The following is a 15894-nucleotide window of genomic DNA, read 5'->3' as shown; positions in this document are numbered from 1 at the left end:
ATGCATTTAGTACAGTTCGAATTGAGCAATGGCCAGCGTCGAGTTGGCGTGGTGGATGGCGAGCAGGTGCGCGAAGTGGTGGGTGCTGCCAGCGTTCGCGAACTGGCGTTGGCCGCGATTGAGGCGGGCGTCAGTCTGGTGCAGCAGGTCGAGCACCAAGGGCTGGGCGCCGACCACGATTACCCGCAACTGCTGCAAGAGCTGCGCATTCTGCCGCCGCTGGACCATCCCGATCCGGCGCACATGCTGGTCAGCGGTACCGGCTTGACGCATTTGGGCAGCGCTGCGACGCGGGACAAAATGCATCAGCACACAGTTGACGACGCAACGCTGACCGACAGCATGCGCATTTTCCAATGGGGTCTTGAGGGGGGTAAACCGGCCGCCGGCCAGGCAGGGGTGCAGCCGGAATGGTTCTATAAAGGCGACGGCAGCATCGTCGTTCGCCCTGGGCGTTCATTCCCGCTGCCGCCGTTCGCTGAAGACGCTGGCGAAGAACCTGAGTTGAGCGGTTTGTATGTGATTGGTCCTGACCATAAGCCGTACCGTCTGGGCTTCGCCATCGGCAATGAGTTTTCCGACCATGTGATGGAGCGCAAAAACTACCTGTACCTCGCTCACTCCAAATTACGCGCCTGCTCATTTGGCCCGGAATTGCGGGTGGGTGAACTGCCGCAACACCTGTCAGGCACCAGCCGGATCCTCCGTGACGGCACGGTGCTCTGGGGAAAAGAGTTCCTCAGTGGCGAGGCCAACATGTGCCACAGCTTCGAGAACCTCGAATACCACCACTTCAAGTACAGCCAATTCCTGCGTCCGGGCGATGTGCACATTCATTTCTTCGGCACTGCGACCCTGTCTTTTGCCGACGGCGTGTGCGCCCGGCCGGGGGATACGTTCGAAATCAGTCAGGCCGACTTCGGCGCCCCATTGATCAACGGCATCGCCCCGGCTGAAGCGGCTTTTCAGCCCGGCGCCATTGGCACCCTTTAAGGAGCATCGTTCATGTCCCACATTCTTGGTCACAACTACATCGGCGGCCAGCGTAGCGCTGCCGGCAAAGTCATCGTGCACAGCGTCGACGCCAGCACCGGCGAAAAGCTGCCCCATGATTTCTATCAGGCCACCCTCGAAGAAGTCGACAGCGCCGCCAAAGCCGCCGCTGCTGCGTACCCGATCTATCGTCAATTGAGCGCAGTGAAGCGGGCTGAATTCCTCGACGCCATCGCCGATGAACTCGACGCGCTGGGCGATGACTTCGTTGCCGTGGTTTGCCGCGAAACCGCGCTGCCTGCCGGGCGTATCCAGGGCGAACGCGGGCGCACCAGCGGCCAGATGCGCTTGTTCGCCAAGGTCCTGCGCCGTGGAGACTTCTACGGTGCGCGAATCGATCAGGCGTTGCCGGAACGCAAACCGTTGCCACGCCCGGACCTGCGTCAGTACCGCATCGGCCTGGGCCCGGTTGCCGTGTTCGGCGCCAGTAACTTTCCGCTGGCGTTCTCGACGGCCGGTGGCGATACCGCGTCGGCCCTCGCGGCCGGTTGCCCGGTGGTGTTCAAGGCCCACAGCGGGCACATGGCAACCGCCGAACAGGTCGCTGATGCGATCATTCGCGCGGCGGAAAAAACCGGCATGCCGGCGGGCGTGTTCAACATGATCTACGGCGCTGGGGTGGGTGAAGCGCTGGTCAAGCATCCGGCGATTCTGGCTGTGGGCTTCACTGGCTCGCTCAAAGGTGGCCGCGCCCTGTGCGACATGGCCGCAGCGCGCCCACAACCGATTCCGGTGTTCGCCGAGATGAGCAGCATCAATCCGGTGATCATTCTTCCCGAGGCCTTGGCTGCACGCGGCGAAAGTATTGCCAGTGAACTGGCCGCGTCAGTGGTTCAAGGGTGCGGTCAGTTCTGCACCAATCCCGGTCTGGTCATTGGCTTGCGCTCGCCCGCGTTCAGCGAATTCGTGCAACAACTCAGCGTGCAGATCAACGATCAAGCGCCGCAAACCATGCTCAATGCGGGCACGCTAGGCAGCTATGCCAAAGGCTTGCAGGCATTGCAGGCGCATCCGGGCATCGCGCATCTGGCAGGCAGTGAACAGCAGGGCCATCAGGCCCGGCCGCAACTGTTCAAGGCCGATGTCAGCCTGTTGCTCAAGGGCGATGCGGTGTTGCAGGAAGAAGTGTTCGGCCCGACCACCGTGGTCGTCGAAGTCGCCGATCAAGCCCAACTCAGCGAAGCCCTGCACGGTTTGCACGGTCAGCTCACCGCCACCTTGATCGCCGAACCGGGCGACTTGCAGCAGTTCGGCGAACTCACTGCGCTGCTGGAACTGAAAGTCGGCCGTATCCTGCTCAACGGTTATCCGACCGGGGTCGAGGTGTGCGATTCGATGGTGCACGGCGGTCCTTATCCCGCGACTTCCGATGCCCGTGGGACGTCGGTGGGGACGTTGGCGATCGATCGTTTCCTGCGCCCGGTGTGCTTCCAGAACTACCCGGACAGCGCACTGCCCGATGCACTGAAAAACGCCAACCCACTGGGTATTCAGCGCTTGGTGGATGGGGGGGCGTCAACGGCTGCGATTGGCTTGTAGCCTGACGCGTACATAAGACCTGTAGGAGCGCGCTTGCCCGCGGTGGCGGTATGCCTGATCCACCGCATCAGGCTGATCGCTGGCGAGCCAGCGCCTACGGTCTTCGGCCAAAATCGACCCAAAATTTCGTCGCGCTCCGTACAACCATAACAATAATGAGGTACGCCATGACCGCTAATACAGTGCCGGTAGAGCAACCGTATGCCGAATCGTTCGAAGACAGCATCTATCGCAAAGTGAACTGGCGGATCATTCCGCTGTTCATTGCCTGCTTCCTGTTCGCTTACCTGGACCGGGTGAATATCAGTTTTGCCAAGTTGCAGATGCAGAGCGATCTGGGGTTCAGCGAAACTGTTTACGGGCTGGGCGCGAGCCTGTTTTTCGTGGGTTATTTCCTGTTCGAAGTGCCGAGCAACATGCTTCTGCACAAGATCGGCGCGCGCGTCTGGATTGCGCGGATCATGGTTACGTGGGGGATTACCTCGGCCTGCATGATGTTTGTGCAGAATGAATTCTGGTTCTACACCCTGCGCTTTCTTATTGGGGTGATGGAGGCCGGTTTCGTCCCCGGCGTGCTGTATTTCTTCACTCAGTGGTACCCAGGCACGCGTCGGGCGCGGGTCAATTCCTACTTTAAAAGTTCGATCTGCCTGTGTGGGATCGTCGGTGGCCCGATTGCCGGTTTGATCCTTGGTCATTTTGATGGTGCCTTGGGGATTGCCGGCTGGCGCTGGCTATTTCTGCTTGAAGGTATTCCTTCGATCCTGCTCGGTGGGGTGGTGTTCTGGCTGGTCTGCGACCGCATTCAGGATGCACCGTGGCTCAGCGCCGAAGAGAAGCAGGTGATGCTCGACCGCATGGCCAAGGAGGCAAAACCGGAGGCCTCGCACACGTTTGCAGACATCTGGAAACAACCGACCACGTACGTCATGTCGGGCATCTACCTGTGCCTGGTAATGGCCTTGACCGGGCTGCTGTTCTGGATGCCGCAGTTGATCAAAACCGCAGGCGTGGCCGATACCTTGAATATCGGCTTGCTTACCGTGATCCCGTACGTGGGCGCGGTCATCGGCAATCTGTTGATTGGTGCCAGTTCCGACCGGCATGGCGAACGCCGTTGGCACATGGCCGGTTGCGCCTTGTTGACGGCAGCCGGTTATCTGGTTTGCGCTGTTTATCCCGGGCAGCTCACGCCGCTGATGATCGGCATGACGATGATCCTTACCGGCATCATCGCCTGGATGCCTATTTTCTGGACCATTCCACCGCGTTTTCTCAGCGGCATGGCTGCGGCTGCCGGGATCGCCCTGATCAACTCTCTCGGCCAGCTCGGCGGGGTAATTGCGCCCTTCATGGTCGGGCGCATCAAAGACCTGACCGGCACCGCGACCCCGGCACTGTACCTGCTCGGCGCGGTTTGTCTGGTGGCGACAGCGCTGATTATCTGGGGCATACCGACGCGCTATTACGTGCGCGAAACGATTCACGATTGAGGAACCGGTAATGAAGCAGAATTTAGTGATTTTCAGCCGCGTGTCCTCGGCTGAGGTAGTGGCCGAGCTGGAGCAGCAGTTCAATGTGACGATCTGCGAAGCGCCGCTGGGGCGTGACAAGGCACGCTTTTTCGACGCATTGCCCGAGGCCGACGCGATGCTCGGCGCCAGTCTCAAACTGGACCGTAGCATTCTAGAGCTGGCACCCAGGCTCAAAGTGATCGCCAGTGTGTCGGCCGGTGTTGACAATTATGATCTCGATTACCTGCGCGAGCGGGGCATTCAATTGACCCATACGCCAGATGCCGTGACCGAGACCACTGCCGACACCGCGTTTCTCCTGTTGATGATGGTTGCGCGCCGCGCGCTGGAGGTTGCCGACCTGGTGAAAACCGGTCAGTGGCTGGAAAAGAACATTAGCGACTCACTGTTTGGCGTCGATGTGCATGGAAAACGCCTGGGCATCATTGGTCTGGGCCGAATCGGCGCGGCGATTGCCCGTCGTGGTCACTTTGGGTTTGGCATGCCGATTTTCTACAGTGGTCGTTCACATAAGCCCACGCTGGAGCAAGAACTGGGCGCGCAAAAGCTCGAGTTGGACGCGTTGTTGGCAAGCGTCGATATCATCTGCGTTTGCGTACCCTTGTCGGCCAAAACCGAGCAGCTTATCGGCCCTCGAGAGTTCGGGTTGATGCGTCCGCAGACCCTGTTTATCAATGTGTCGCGCGGTCAGGTGGTGAACGAGTCAGCGTTGATTGAAACCCTGCGCGCGCAGAAAATTCGCGCTGCCGGGCTGGATGTGTTCGAAAAAGAGCCGTTGCCTGCTGATTCGCCGCTGTTGAACCTGAAAAACCTGGTGGCATTGCCGCATATCGGCTCCGCCACCGTGGAAGCGCGAGCCTTAATGGCGCGTACGGCGGCAGACAATTTGCGTCAGGTACTGGCTGGCAGGGAACCCGATCATCGTGTTCTCTGAGGAATTGGGAAGCCGTTTGGCCTATCATTCGTCCTTTAACTCAGGCGATTGAACGTTATGACCAGCACTAACCAAACCCTGCTTGCGGCCTTGCAAACGTCTAACATGCTGGAAATTGACGGGCTGCATGCCTGGGAGTTTTCCCTGGGCGACGACCATCTGGAGATCGAGGCAATAGACGGTCGCGAGCGCAAATTCTGGCGTTTCAGCCTGGCGCAGGTGCAGGCTGCGACGTTTGATACGCAATTGCAGAGCTGGACCCTCAGCGATGACAACGCTGATCACCGGATCGTGTGCCTGAGCGCGTTTACGCCAAGCGATGATGATGCGGACGAAGACGTCGACGTCGACGACGCTTCCGGGCGGGACTGATTCGCGTCGGTGGGGGTCGAATCTCCTACGGCGGCTATACTGCGTTTCACATCGGCCCAAAGGATTTGAGCCACAAACGATAGGGAGATCCACTATGAGCACCCAAGGTGCAACAAAAAATCGCGCGGGCCTGTTACCGACTCTGGTCGGGATGGTGTTGCTGGCGTTAGGACTGGTCATGGTGACCGGGGGCGTCAAGCTGGCGCAGTTGGGCGGGTCGTTTTACTACGCACTTGCCGGGGCTGGCTTTGCGTTGAGCGGGGTGTTGCTGATTCTGGCGCGGCGTGCGGCGATTGGGCTGTACGCCGTGCTGCTGCTCGTCAGCACGCTGTGGGCGTGGTGGGAAGTCGGGCTGAATTGGTGGCAGCTGGTTCCGCGCTTGTCCTTGTGGTTTGTCCTCGGCATCGTGCTGTTGCTGCCGGCAGTCCGGCGTCCTTTGAGGCCGGACTATCAACGGTTTTCAACTGCCAGCTTGAGCCTGGCAGTGTTGGTTGCCGGTGCTGTAGCGTGGGCCAGTCAATACACACAGTACGATGAGATCAAGGGTGAGTTGGCACGTGCTGATGCGGGTGTGCAGGAGAGTGCGCCAAAGCAGCCTGACGGCGATTGGCAGTCGTACGGACGCAGTGCGTTCGGTGACCGGTATTCACCCCTGGCGCAAATTACCCCGGACAATGCGCATCAACTGCAACTTGCGTGGACTTTTCGCACTGGCGATCTGCCGGGCCCCAACGATCCGCAGGAAACCACTGCCGAGAACACCCCGCTCAAGGTCAACGGCATGCTCTACCTGTGCACGCCGCACAGTCAGGTGATCGCCCTGGACCCGGATTCTGGCAAAGAAATCTGGCGCTTCGACCCCAAACTCAGTACGCAGAATGCCGCCAACTTCAAAGGTTGGGCGCACATGACCTGTCGTGGCGTGGCCTACCATGACGTCGGGGCGTATCCCTCACTCCCTGATGGTAAAGCGTCTTCTGGCAAAACCCCCTCCGGCAAAGCTGTCGCGGCTGTGACGAACACCTGTCCCAGGCGCATTTTCGTGCCCACCGCAGATACCCGGTTGATCGCCCTGAACGCGGATAACGGCACGCTGTGCGAAGCGTTTGGCGATCAAGGCTCGGTCGATCTGACCCGCAATATCGGGGACTTCACCCCGGGTGGGTATTACTCGACATCGCCACCTGCGGTCACCCGCGATCTGGTGATCATTGGCGGACATGTGACCGACAATGAATCCATCGACGAGCCGTCGGGGGTGATTCGTGCCTTCGACGTGCGCAGCGGCAAGCTGATGTGGAACTGGGACAGCGGCAACCCCGACAACACCGAGCCGATCCTGCCCGGCCTGACCTACACCCGCAACTCGCCCAACATGTGGTCGGTGATGAGCGTCGACGAAAAGCTGGGCATGCTCTACCTGCCCATGGGCAACCATACGCCGGATCAGTGGGGCGGTGATCGCCAGCAGCCTGAACCGTACAGCGCTGGCGTGACCGCGCTGGACATTGCCACGGGCAAGGTGCGCTGGACCTTTCAGTTCACTCACCATGACCTGTGGGACATGGACGTCGGCGGGCAGCCGACGCTGATGGACCTCAAGACCGAGAGCGGGATCAAGCCTGCACTGCTGGCATCGACCAAGCAGGGCAGCATTTATGTCCTCGATCGTCGCACGGGTACGCCCATCGTGCCCATCAAGGAAACCGCTGTGCCGCAGGGCGCCGTGGAGGGTGACTTCACCTCGCCGACCCAGCCCATGTCGGCGTTGAACATGATGCCGCCGCGCCTGCGCGAAGCGGACATGTGGGGCGTGACCCCGATTGATCAGATGCTGTGTCGCATCACGTTTCGTTCGCTGCGCTATGACGGGATTTACACGCCACCCTCGACTCAGGGTTCGATCATCTATCCAGGCAATGTCGGCGTCTTCAATTGGGGCGGCATCTCCGTCGATCCTATGCGGCAGGTTGCCTTTCTCTCGCCCAATTACATGGCCTTCGTCTCGACACTGGTGCCACGCTCCGCCGTGCAGGGCGGCCCGGCACGCAAAAGTGAAACCCAAGGCGTGCAGCCGAACAAAGGCGCGCCGTATGGGGTGATCCTGTCGCCACTGCTTTCGCGCTTGGGTTTGCCGTGCCAGGCACCTGCCTGGGGTTACGTTGCGGCGGTTGATCTGACCACCCACAAAGTGATCTGGAAACACAAGAACGGTACGGTCCGCGACAGTGCGCCGCTGCCGATTCCCTTGCCCATGGGCGTGCCGAGCATGGGGGGCACGATCAGCACCGCCGGTGGCGTGTCGTTCCTCGGCGGTACACTGGACCAATACCTGCGGGCTTACGACATCCGCAACGGCAAGCAGCTATGGGAGGGCCGTCTGCCAGCGGGCGGTCAAGCCACGCCCATGACCTACACCGGTGGAGACGGTCGCCAATACGTGCTGATTGTGGCCGGCGGTCATGGTTCGCTCGGCACCCGGAAGGGCGATTACGTGATGGCCTTTGCGCTGCCCAAGCCTTGATAGCACGCCGCGATAAAACGATTGCATCACGGGCGCTGTCATAGAACCGATGGCCATGGCGCGATTGGCCATGTAGGGCGCCCAACACCTCCAACAATTAGAGAACTGCTCATGAACCGTAAAACTCTGCCCTGGCTGGTGATGGTCTGCGGGATCAGCGCTTTCCCCGTTCTAGCGCAAAACGTCGCTGACTACGATGTGCTGGTGGGGTCATACACCCAAGGTAAAAGTGAAGGCATCTACCGCTATCGTTTCGACAGTCAGAGTGGAAAGATCGATCTGCAACCGCGGCAAGTGATCAAAAGCGAAAACCCGTCCTGGCTGACGCTCTCCAAGGATCAGCGCCGCCTGTTTGTGGTCAATGAGAACGGTCCAGGCCAGCGCGACACGGTGGGCAAGGTCAGCAGCTTCGCCATCGATGGCAAGAGCCATGAAGTGACACCGATCAATCAGGTCGAGAGCAAGGGCGATGAGCCGACCCATTCCAGCCTGAGCCCCGACGGACGCTTTCTGTTCGTGTCCAACTACGCCGTGCACCCCGATCCGGGCGGCGCGCTGGCCGTGGTGCCGGTGGATACGTCCGGCAAGCTGTCCGCCGTGGCGCAAACCAGCACCCATCCGGCCAGCCACGTCGATCCAGAGCGCCAAGCGTCGTCCCATGTGCACTCGGTCGTACCGACACCGGACGGCAAGTACCTGATAGCCAGTGATCTGGGAGCCGACAAGCTGTTTGTCTACCGCTACGACAGCAAGGCCAGGCAACCCCTTCAACCCGCCAGAAACCCGGCGGTGGAATTACCTGCGGGCAGCGGGCCTCGCCACGTGCTGTTCAGTCACGACGGCAAGCATGCCTACCTGACATTGGAGATGTCGGCGCAGGTGGCGCTGTTCGACTACCACGACGGGGTTTTCAAGCGCACCCAGCTGATTGATCTGGCGGACAAGAGCGCGCAGCAGAAAAACAGCGCAGGTGGCCTGCACAGCTCGGCGGACGGTAAATTTTTGTACGTCGCCAATCGGGGAGAGGCCAATCAGTTAGTGGTGTTTGCCATTGCCCCGGCCACCGGCCAGCTCAAGGAAATCCAGCGGCGCTCGGTCGAGGGCACCGAGCCGCGTGAGTTCAGCATTGACCCCACTGGTCATTTTCTGTTGATTGCCAATCAGAAAAGCAACCAGGTCGTCATTCTCCGCCGCGATACGAAGACCGGTCTTTTGGGCGAAACCGTGCAAAAAATCGACGTCGACTCACCTTCGGACTTCAGATTCCTCACCCGCTAACCCGCGTATAACAGGCTTGAGCCCCGGTTTTCGGGCGCTGCAGCCTGTTATTAATTGAGTTGATATGGGCTACCAGTACAAAGCATTTCTGAGATCGGACCCCCGGGCGTAAGTTTGAGTCACGGCCTAAAACGGCAGCTACCCAACCCGAACATCCGAGGCTTACGACATGAACTTCAATATCTTCTCTGTCATTGCAGCGTCCGCCATCTCTGCCACTGTCGCCCTGCCTGCCAGCGCCAGTGTCGAGATCAGCGATAAAAAATCGAACATCACCCAAAGCTACACCACCAAGTATCTGCAACAGAGCGCCCATTTCTACGCGGCACTGGATCACAAAACCCAGCAATGAACACCTCTCTGAAATGAATCCATTCCCCGTTAACGATAAGACCGATAACGGGGAATGGATTCGTCCGCGTTTTTATGGATGCTGCGTCATCCGTCCTCTCTGCAATGCCAACGGCTACGCGGTCTATCAGGCGGTCATCGCGAAAGTCACGCAATGCCTGCTCGATCTCTTCACGGGTGTTCATCACGAACGGGCCGTATTGCACGATGGGCTCACGCAACGGCTTGCCTGCGATCAATAACACCTTCGCCCCCGAGGCACTGTGCAGTTGCAACTCACCGATGTCAGATAAACGTGCCAGACGGCAGGTGTCGATTGTTTGTGGCTGACCTGCAAGTTCAAGGGTGCCCTCGTAAACGTACAGCAGCACGCGGTGACCCTGTGGAATCTGCGGGCTGACGCTCGCGCCTGCGGGGATGTGCAGGTCGAAATAAAACGGTTCGGTATCCGGGCGCTGCACCGCACCCGCCTGTTGCACCTGACCATCGTCGAACTGCCCGGCAATCACGACCACTTCCACGCCAGCCTGCGTGGTCAACCGGGGAATGTTCTGCGGTTGAATGTCTTGATAGCTGGCGGGGTTGAGCTTGGACTTGGCCGGCAGGTTGAGCCACAGCTGAAAACCGCGCATCACGCCTTCCTCTTGCTCAGGCATTTCGCTGTGGATAATCCCGCGGGCTGCCGTCATCCATTGCACGCCACCCCCTTCGAGCAGCCCTACGTTGCCCAGATGATCCTCGTGGCGCATCCGACCTTCAAGCATGTACGTGACCGTCTCGAAACCACGGTGCGGGTGCGCAGGGAAACCGGCAATGTAATCGTCGGGTTTGTCCGAGCCAAACTCATCGAGCATCAGGAACGGGTCGAACAGCTCCATGCTTTCGCCGCCGAACACCCGTGTCAGGCGCACGCCGGCACCGTCGGAAGTAGGCTGACCGGCTTGAATCGCCAGCACGTTGCGAAATTGAGTCATCAAGGCAGCTCCTGTTCAGGTGGGAATGGCAACCATGCTATGCCTGTCTGGCCGAGGGAAGGGTGCGATTTTTATGTCTTGGTTATCAATTATTCTGATGCTTTCCCCTGTCAGCGGCAGTTGATCGTGATGGGCAATAAAAGGCGGGCAATAAAAAGGCCAGCCTGTTACTCAGGCTGGCCTTTTTGTGACGCTTGCTCAGTTGCTCAGTTGCTTACTCGGCAATTTGCAACTTACGCGCTTCGGTGTAGACGTAGCGCACTTTCTCGTACTCGAACGGTGAGTTCGCCTGACCATAGCGGAAGCTGTTGGTGTAGCGCCGGTCGATAGCCCGCAACAGGTAGATTTCCGGGTGGTCGTCGCTGACCTGGGCGACGTTGAGGAAGTTGATCTGCGATTCGGCCGTAAAGTCGAAAACCAGGCCCGCGGTGTCACGCAGGTTCGATGGCCCGAGGATTGGCAGGATCAGGTACGGACCACTTGGCAAGCCATAGAAGCCCAACGTTTGACCAAAGTCTTCGCTCTGACGCGGCAGGCCCATCATGGTTGCCGGATCCCACAGCCCGGCGACGCCGATCGTGGTATTGAGCAGCAGTCGGCCCGTGGTGTTCAGCGAGCGTTGGCCCTTGAACTGGAACAGGCTGTTCAACAGGTTCGGGATATCGCCCAGGTTGCTGAAGAAGTTGCTGACGCCGGAGCGCAAAAAGTTCGGTGTGATGTAGCGATAGCCGTTGACCACCGGCAGGAATACCCACTCATCGAAGCGATAGTTGAAGTGATACACCCGACGGTTCCACGACTCCAACGGGTCATAGACGTTGAGGGCGTTGAGGGTTGCGCGTTCGAACTCTCGCTGGTCCAGGCCCGGGTTGAATTTCAGCGACTTCAACGGTTCGGTGAAACCGTCCGGATTGGAGACCCTGGCAACAGTCGGGGGGTGGGCGGCGGGTGGTACATCGGCGGCATGGGTTACGCCTGCGCACAACAAAGCAGCGACAAACAAGAGATGTTTAGCCACGGAAGAACTCCAGCATGGCGTCGCTGTTGACGCGGTAGTTAATGTTGCCGCAATGGCCGCCGTAGGGATAAACAGTCAAGCGGTCACCAAACGTCTTGCGCAGGAAACCGAGGTCGCCAGGGCCGAGAATCACATCGTCGGCGTTATGCATCACGGCAATTTTCGGGCTGTTGTGCAGGTAATCCTTGAGCGCATAGAGGCTCACTTGATCCACCAGTTGCAGCAGACTGCCGCCGTCGGTGCGGGCACGCCACATCGGGATCACCTGTTCGGTGATGTAACAATTGAAATCACATTGCAGCGCTCGCTTGAGGAACGGGGTCAGGCTGGTCCCTTCACTGATCGGGTATTTGGGCGGAGTGATCAACCCACGGCGGTTGATCAGGTCGGAGGTGAAGGCGATGTCGGCCACCGAGAAACGGAAGGTGCTGCCGATCAGCATCGCCATCTGTTCATTGGTCAGGTGCTGCTTGGACTGCTGGAAGTCAAAAAGGACCGCGTCGTTAAGATCGACGTAACCTTTTTGTTTGAAGTAGCGGGTCAGCTTGGCCAGTACCAGTTCGTAGAACGTGGTGCTGTTATTGATGCCCTTGACCTCGGTCTGTACCAGTTTGTCGAGGTTGGTGATCGAGGTGTAGAGGTTGACTGGCGGGTTGAGCAGCAGCACCCGCTTGAAATTGAAGCTGCGTCGGGTTTCGTCCAGGTGGGCGACGAAGGCCGCATCCAGTGCGCCCAGGCTGTAACCCGTCAGGTAGTAATCAGTGATCTGCAAGTTTGTTTGTTGGGCACGCACGGCCTGCATCACCCGATACAAGTCTTCCGCGTCGTCCCTGGAAACCCCGGGTGTTGCAAAGCGCGAGGCGGCACTCATGAAGTCGAAGCTGGTGGGCGACGATAACTGCACGACGTTATAGCCAGCGCCGTAGTACAGCTTCTTCAGGAATTCGTTGAGCGTGCTGGTGTATGGCGCGCCGGTGCCCGCAATCAAAAAGACCAACGGAGCCGGATGATCTTGCTTGGCCAGACGATAACGCAGTTTTTTCACCGCCCAGAAATTGTCAGGCAGCGTGAAGTCGCGCTCAGGGCGCAAGTTAAGGGTGTAATCGGTTTGATCGATATCGGCATCGGCCGGCAGGTCTGGACGCAGCTCCAGAGGCGTTGTGGCAATGGTCGCTTCGAAGGGGTTGGTCAGGGGAAAGCCATAACTGGTCGGGTCGACATCGACCGCCAGAGCGGACGCACTCAAAATGAGGCCGCCGAAAACGGCAGCGCAGCGCAGAAAACGGAGCATGACTAAATCCCTTGGGAAAAGTGCTGAGTGAGGTACGCAGGCTATGACCACGGGTGTAGTGCCAAAGTGCCGCACTTTCAAGCGAACGCCGTGTATAGGTTTGAGACGATACACGTTCTGTACCATTAACTGACAGTACAGCTAGTCTTATTATTGGTGGAGCCCCTTGCATACGGGTGTCGGGCGATTATGCTGGGCGCCGTTTTCGGCTTCGGCCGCGCTGGTTTCTGGAGTATTGCATGTCCCGTCGTCTGCCACTGATTGCGCTGCTGATCGTTCTGCCGCTCTGGCTTGCTGCCAGCTATGGCTTACGCTATTCGTTGATGGAAGATGCCCGCTGGGTCGGCCTCTGCGCCAACGAGGCATTGAACTGGGAATGCCAGATGCGTTCGAGCCTTGGGTTGATGATTCATTTCGGGGTGATCGCCTGGGCGGCGTTGGTGACATCGGTCATCGCGTTCTGTGTGCCAGGTCGCGCCGGATGGGGTTTGGCAGTGCTGGCGGTACTGCTCGGGATTCCGGCACTGGTGCTCTACAGTGCGAGCCTTGCCGTGTTTGCCGTGGTGATTGCCGGGTTGCGGTTGGTCAGAGCGCCGCGCGCTGTGCGCTGATTCCACATCCAGAATCTCAAACCCTAGACAGCACTGAGGGGAGCCTAGGCTCCCCTCTAATCGTATTGCGTGCTCTTTTTTTATTATTGTAGGGCGGCCTGTTCTTGTTTTTGGCGACCTGTCCCTTTACTGCTGTTTTGTGCGATCCCCATTGGGGATCAAGAGCAAACGTATTTTTTTGAGCGCTGACTTGCTTTGATCACTGATGCGATCCAACCCGTTGGTAGCTACCTGAGGTAGTTTTATTGTTCTCTGCCAGGTTGCGGGATCGAAACCCCGGTAAAGCCTTTCCACTCCAAAAAAATCTGTTAGCTGCGTCTCTGTCCGTGTTGTTCTTGTTATGTCAGAGCCGATACGTATTGTTTTTATTGGGTTGCTGCTTAGTTTTTATTTTTGTTGTGCAAGAGATATAGCATGAGCCGTGCCAGTTTTTAAAATTCGTTTAAAAACAGTGACTTAGATAAAATCGTATTGGTGCGGTCGATAAAAATCATCAGCATTTGTTTCCGTGTTACCCGATTGGGTACCGGCCTTTGTGTGGCCGGTAACACAATGGGTACACTCAAAGGCTGTTCAGGCGTGGCGGACCCGCAAGCAACGCCACAGCGCAGCGGTCATCAGCAGGCTGACCAATGCCCAGCCCAATGCCTGTTGGCTGGCGAGCCCTTCCTGGAACAACTGCGGCGCGATACCGACACCGACGATGAACGTCAGCAGCGCGACTTCCCGACGCGGAACACGCACCGGCCGGAACAGATAGAACAAGGCGGGCAGCAGCAGGGTCGGCGTGGGGAAGCTGCGGTAGCGCGGGTCAAACACCATGGCCAGCATCATCACCGCCGCGGCAAACCCGGTGGCGGTTACCCACCAACCGGCACGGGCCTCAAACCACAGGAATGCGCGAGTCCGCCAGCCGTCTTTGGCCGAGAGCGCCAGCGCGGCATGGGTCAGCACCAGCAGGTTCAAACCCACCAGCAGCACGGCCCAGACCCATTCGCCCGCAAAGCGATTAGTAATCCGTGCCAGCTCGCCCCAAGTGCCGATGCAGCAAGCACCCAGCGCGGCCAGCAGCGGTAAGACCAACGCCGCGCGTGTGGTGGACACGCGGCCAGCAACCGTCAGCGTCATCGCAAATAACAGCCCGCTGACGGCCAGCCAGAAAGGCCAGTAAGGCAGGTTGGAAACAGGGCCTGCCAGCACGCCTTTTTCCTGGCGGTCTGCATCGAACAATCCCCAGTAACCGCCAACCGCGCCTTCGGCGGCACGTTTCCACGGCTGGTCAAAGGCTTCGATCAGGTTGTAGTGCCAGCCGTTCTGTTCGGCCATGGCGACAAAACCGCGAATGAATCGCGCTTCGTTGGCTCGGCTCGGCACAGCGGTTTCTCGCTGACGACCCTCGCTGGGCCAGCCGGTCTCGCCGATTACGATGTCTTTGGGCGCAAAGCGACTGCCGAAGATCTGACGAATCTGTGCGACATGCTCCAGGGCGTCGTCGATGCCCTTGGGATCATCTTCCCAATACGGCAACAAATGGATGGTCAGAAAATCCACTGCAGGCGCGACTTCCGGGTACTGCAGCCAGAACTCCCACACGTCGGCGTAGGTCACCGGTTGCTTGACCTGGCCCTTGACCTGAAGAATCAGCTTTGCCAACTGCGAGCCGGTCACTTCCTTGCGCAACAGTGCTTCGTTGCCGACGATCACCGCAGTGACCACGTCAGCGTTGGCATTGGCCGAAGCGATCAGTGCGTCGACTTCCTTGGCGGTGTCCACGGGATTGGCGTTAACCCACGCGCCTAGCATCAGCTTCAGCCCGTGTTTGCGCGCGAGCGCCGGAATGGCTTCCAGGCCGGTCATGGAATAGGTGCGAATGCATTGGAAGCGGGTGGCGAGCAGGGCCAGGTCGGCATCCATCCGTTCTGGTCGCAGCTTGAAGGGCTGGTCGAACGGCGATTGATCCTTGTCGAACGGGGTGTACGAGGCGCACTGCAGTTTGTGCGTGGGCGTGGCCGCGTCCGGCAGAATCACCGGCTTCCCCAGTCCATACCAGAAGCCGCAAAGGGCGAACAGACCAAGCAGGCAAGCGAACAGATAAGGTGCAACGGGAAAGCGGGAAATCGCAGGCATGATGGGGCCGTAATGGGGCTGAGGCCGGCATGTTACCTGTATTTTTCCAGGGCAGGATAAGCTCTTTGGCGCTGACCTGAAGAGGGACATGCAAAGTTCGGGCGGACTTGGCCACTTATTTAGAGTCGTTTGTCGTTGATGGATTGGTGATGTCGTTTCTCGGTGCCTTGAGGTCGCTGACAGAGCAGGAGGCATCCCCCCGCAGGTTGATTATCAAGGTGCCAGCACGGTACATGTGTCTGTGCAGGTGAACAGGCGAAGCGTGAAGGGGCGGCAGCGCTCCAAAG

At 58.9% G+C, this 15894-nt stretch carries 12 protein-coding genes and 1 pseudogene; 9 read left to right on the top strand and 4 right to left on the bottom strand.

Features of this window, described 5'->3' with window-relative positions; translation table 11 throughout:
• From araD1 to K0F75_RS09245, 8 genes are all read left to right on the top strand, one after another.
• A complete protein-coding gene (gene araD1 / locus K0F75_RS09280; protein WP_219061577.1) occupies positions 1-993 on the top strand; it encodes an AraD1 family protein in 993 nt (330 codons plus the stop codon).
• 12 nt (positions 994-1005) lie between these two features.
• Positions 1006-2592, top strand: coding sequence for an aldehyde dehydrogenase (NADP(+)) (locus K0F75_RS09275; protein ID WP_219061576.1), 1587 nt, complete (start codon positions 1006-1008; stop codon positions 2590-2592).
• Positions 2593-2759: 167 nt separating this feature from the next.
• Complete coding sequence (locus tag K0F75_RS09270) at positions 2760-4085, top strand: MFS transporter (protein ID WP_219061575.1); 1326 nt, start codon at positions 2760-2762, stop codon at positions 4083-4085.
• Between the two features lie 10 nt (positions 4086-4095).
• Entirely contained in the window at positions 4096-5061 is a 966-nt protein-coding gene (locus K0F75_RS09265) for a D-glycerate dehydrogenase (protein WP_219061574.1), read from the top strand.
• Between the two features lie 57 nt (positions 5062-5118).
• A complete protein-coding gene (locus K0F75_RS09260) occupies positions 5119-5433 on the top strand; it encodes a DUF5629 family protein (protein WP_219061573.1) in 315 nt (104 codons plus the stop codon).
• Between the two features lie 94 nt (positions 5434-5527).
• Complete coding sequence (locus tag K0F75_RS09255; protein WP_219061572.1) at positions 5528-7957, top strand: glucose/quinate/shikimate family membrane-bound PQQ-dependent dehydrogenase; 2430 nt, start codon at positions 5528-5530, stop codon at positions 7955-7957.
• A 111-nt stretch (positions 7958-8068) separates the two neighbouring features.
• On the top strand, positions 8069-9235 hold the full coding sequence (locus tag K0F75_RS09250; protein ID WP_219061571.1) for a lactonase family protein: 1167 nt from the start codon (positions 8069-8071) through the stop codon (positions 9233-9235).
• 169 nt (positions 9236-9404) lie between these two features.
• Complete coding sequence (locus K0F75_RS09245) at positions 9405-9587, top strand: hypothetical protein (RefSeq protein WP_219061570.1); 183 nt, start codon at positions 9405-9407, stop codon at positions 9585-9587.
• Between the two features lie 127 nt (positions 9588-9714).
• On the opposite strand, the pseudogene K0F75_RS09240 reads toward K0F75_RS09245, so the two are convergent.
• The 3 genes and pseudogenes from K0F75_RS09240 to K0F75_RS09230 all read right to left on the bottom strand — a co-directional run.
• Positions 9715-10560: pseudogene (locus K0F75_RS09240) on the bottom strand (pirin family protein); the annotation flags it as partial.
• Between the two features lie 214 nt (positions 10561-10774).
• A complete protein-coding gene (locus K0F75_RS09235; protein WP_219061569.1) occupies positions 10775-11578 on the bottom strand; it encodes a VacJ family lipoprotein in 804 nt (267 codons plus the stop codon).
• Positions 11571-12869, bottom strand: coding sequence for a serine/threonine protein kinase (locus tag K0F75_RS09230; RefSeq protein WP_219061568.1), 1299 nt, complete (start codon positions 12867-12869; stop codon positions 11571-11573). The genes K0F75_RS09235 and K0F75_RS09230 overlap by 8 nt, the downstream gene beginning before the upstream one ends.
• 239 nt (positions 12870-13108) lie before the next feature.
• Between K0F75_RS09230 and K0F75_RS09225 the strand changes: the two genes are divergently transcribed.
• Positions 13109-13480, top strand: a complete 372-nt coding sequence (locus K0F75_RS09225) for a hypothetical protein (RefSeq protein WP_219061567.1) — start codon at positions 13109-13111, stop codon at positions 13478-13480.
• Positions 13481-14053: 573 nt separating this feature from the next.
• On the opposite strand, the gene K0F75_RS09220 is transcribed toward K0F75_RS09225, so the two are convergent.
• A complete protein-coding gene (locus K0F75_RS09220) occupies positions 14054-15607 on the bottom strand; it encodes a glycosyl hydrolase family 17 protein (protein WP_219061566.1) in 1554 nt (517 codons plus the stop codon).
• Between the last annotated feature and the right edge of the window lie 287 nt (positions 15608-15894).

Source organism: Pseudomonas sp. UMAB-08, from assembly GCF_900095225.1.
In the GTDB taxonomy this organism is placed as follows: domain Bacteria; phylum Pseudomonadota; class Gammaproteobacteria; order Pseudomonadales; family Pseudomonadaceae; genus Aquipseudomonas.
This window is presented reverse-complemented; position numbering and strand designations above follow the sequence as displayed.

Bases quoted from the DNA above. Each gene is read 5' to 3' on its own strand.
- araD1 (WP_219061577.1), top strand. From the start codon at position 1: ATGCATTTAGTACAGTTCGAATTGAGCAATGGCCAGCGTCGAGTTGGC.
- K0F75_RS09260 (WP_219061573.1), top strand. From the start codon at position 5,119: ATGACCAGCACTAACCAAACCCTGCTTGCGGCCTTGCAAACGTCTAAC.
- K0F75_RS09220 (WP_219061566.1), bottom strand. From the start codon at position 15,607: ATGCCTGCGATTTCCCGCTTTCCCGTTGCACCTTATCTGTTCGCTTGC.
- K0F75_RS09225 (WP_219061567.1), top strand. From the start codon at position 13,109: ATGTCCCGTCGTCTGCCACTGATTGCGCTGCTGATCGTTCTGCCGCTC.
- K0F75_RS09250 (WP_219061571.1), top strand. From the start codon at position 8,069: ATGAACCGTAAAACTCTGCCCTGGCTGGTGATGGTCTGCGGGATCAGC.
- K0F75_RS09275 (WP_219061576.1), top strand. From the start codon at position 1,006: ATGTCCCACATTCTTGGTCACAACTACATCGGCGGCCAGCGTAGCGCT.
- K0F75_RS09230 (WP_219061568.1), bottom strand. From the start codon at position 12,869: ATGCTCCGTTTTCTGCGCTGCGCTGCCGTTTTCGGCGGCCTCATTTTG.
- K0F75_RS09255 (WP_219061572.1), top strand. From the start codon at position 5,528: ATGAGCACCCAAGGTGCAACAAAAAATCGCGCGGGCCTGTTACCGACT.
- K0F75_RS09245 (WP_219061570.1), top strand. From the start codon at position 9,405: ATGAACTTCAATATCTTCTCTGTCATTGCAGCGTCCGCCATCTCTGCC.
- K0F75_RS09270 (WP_219061575.1), top strand. From the start codon at position 2,760: ATGACCGCTAATACAGTGCCGGTAGAGCAACCGTATGCCGAATCGTTC.
- K0F75_RS09265 (WP_219061574.1), top strand. From the start codon at position 4,096: ATGAAGCAGAATTTAGTGATTTTCAGCCGCGTGTCCTCGGCTGAGGTA.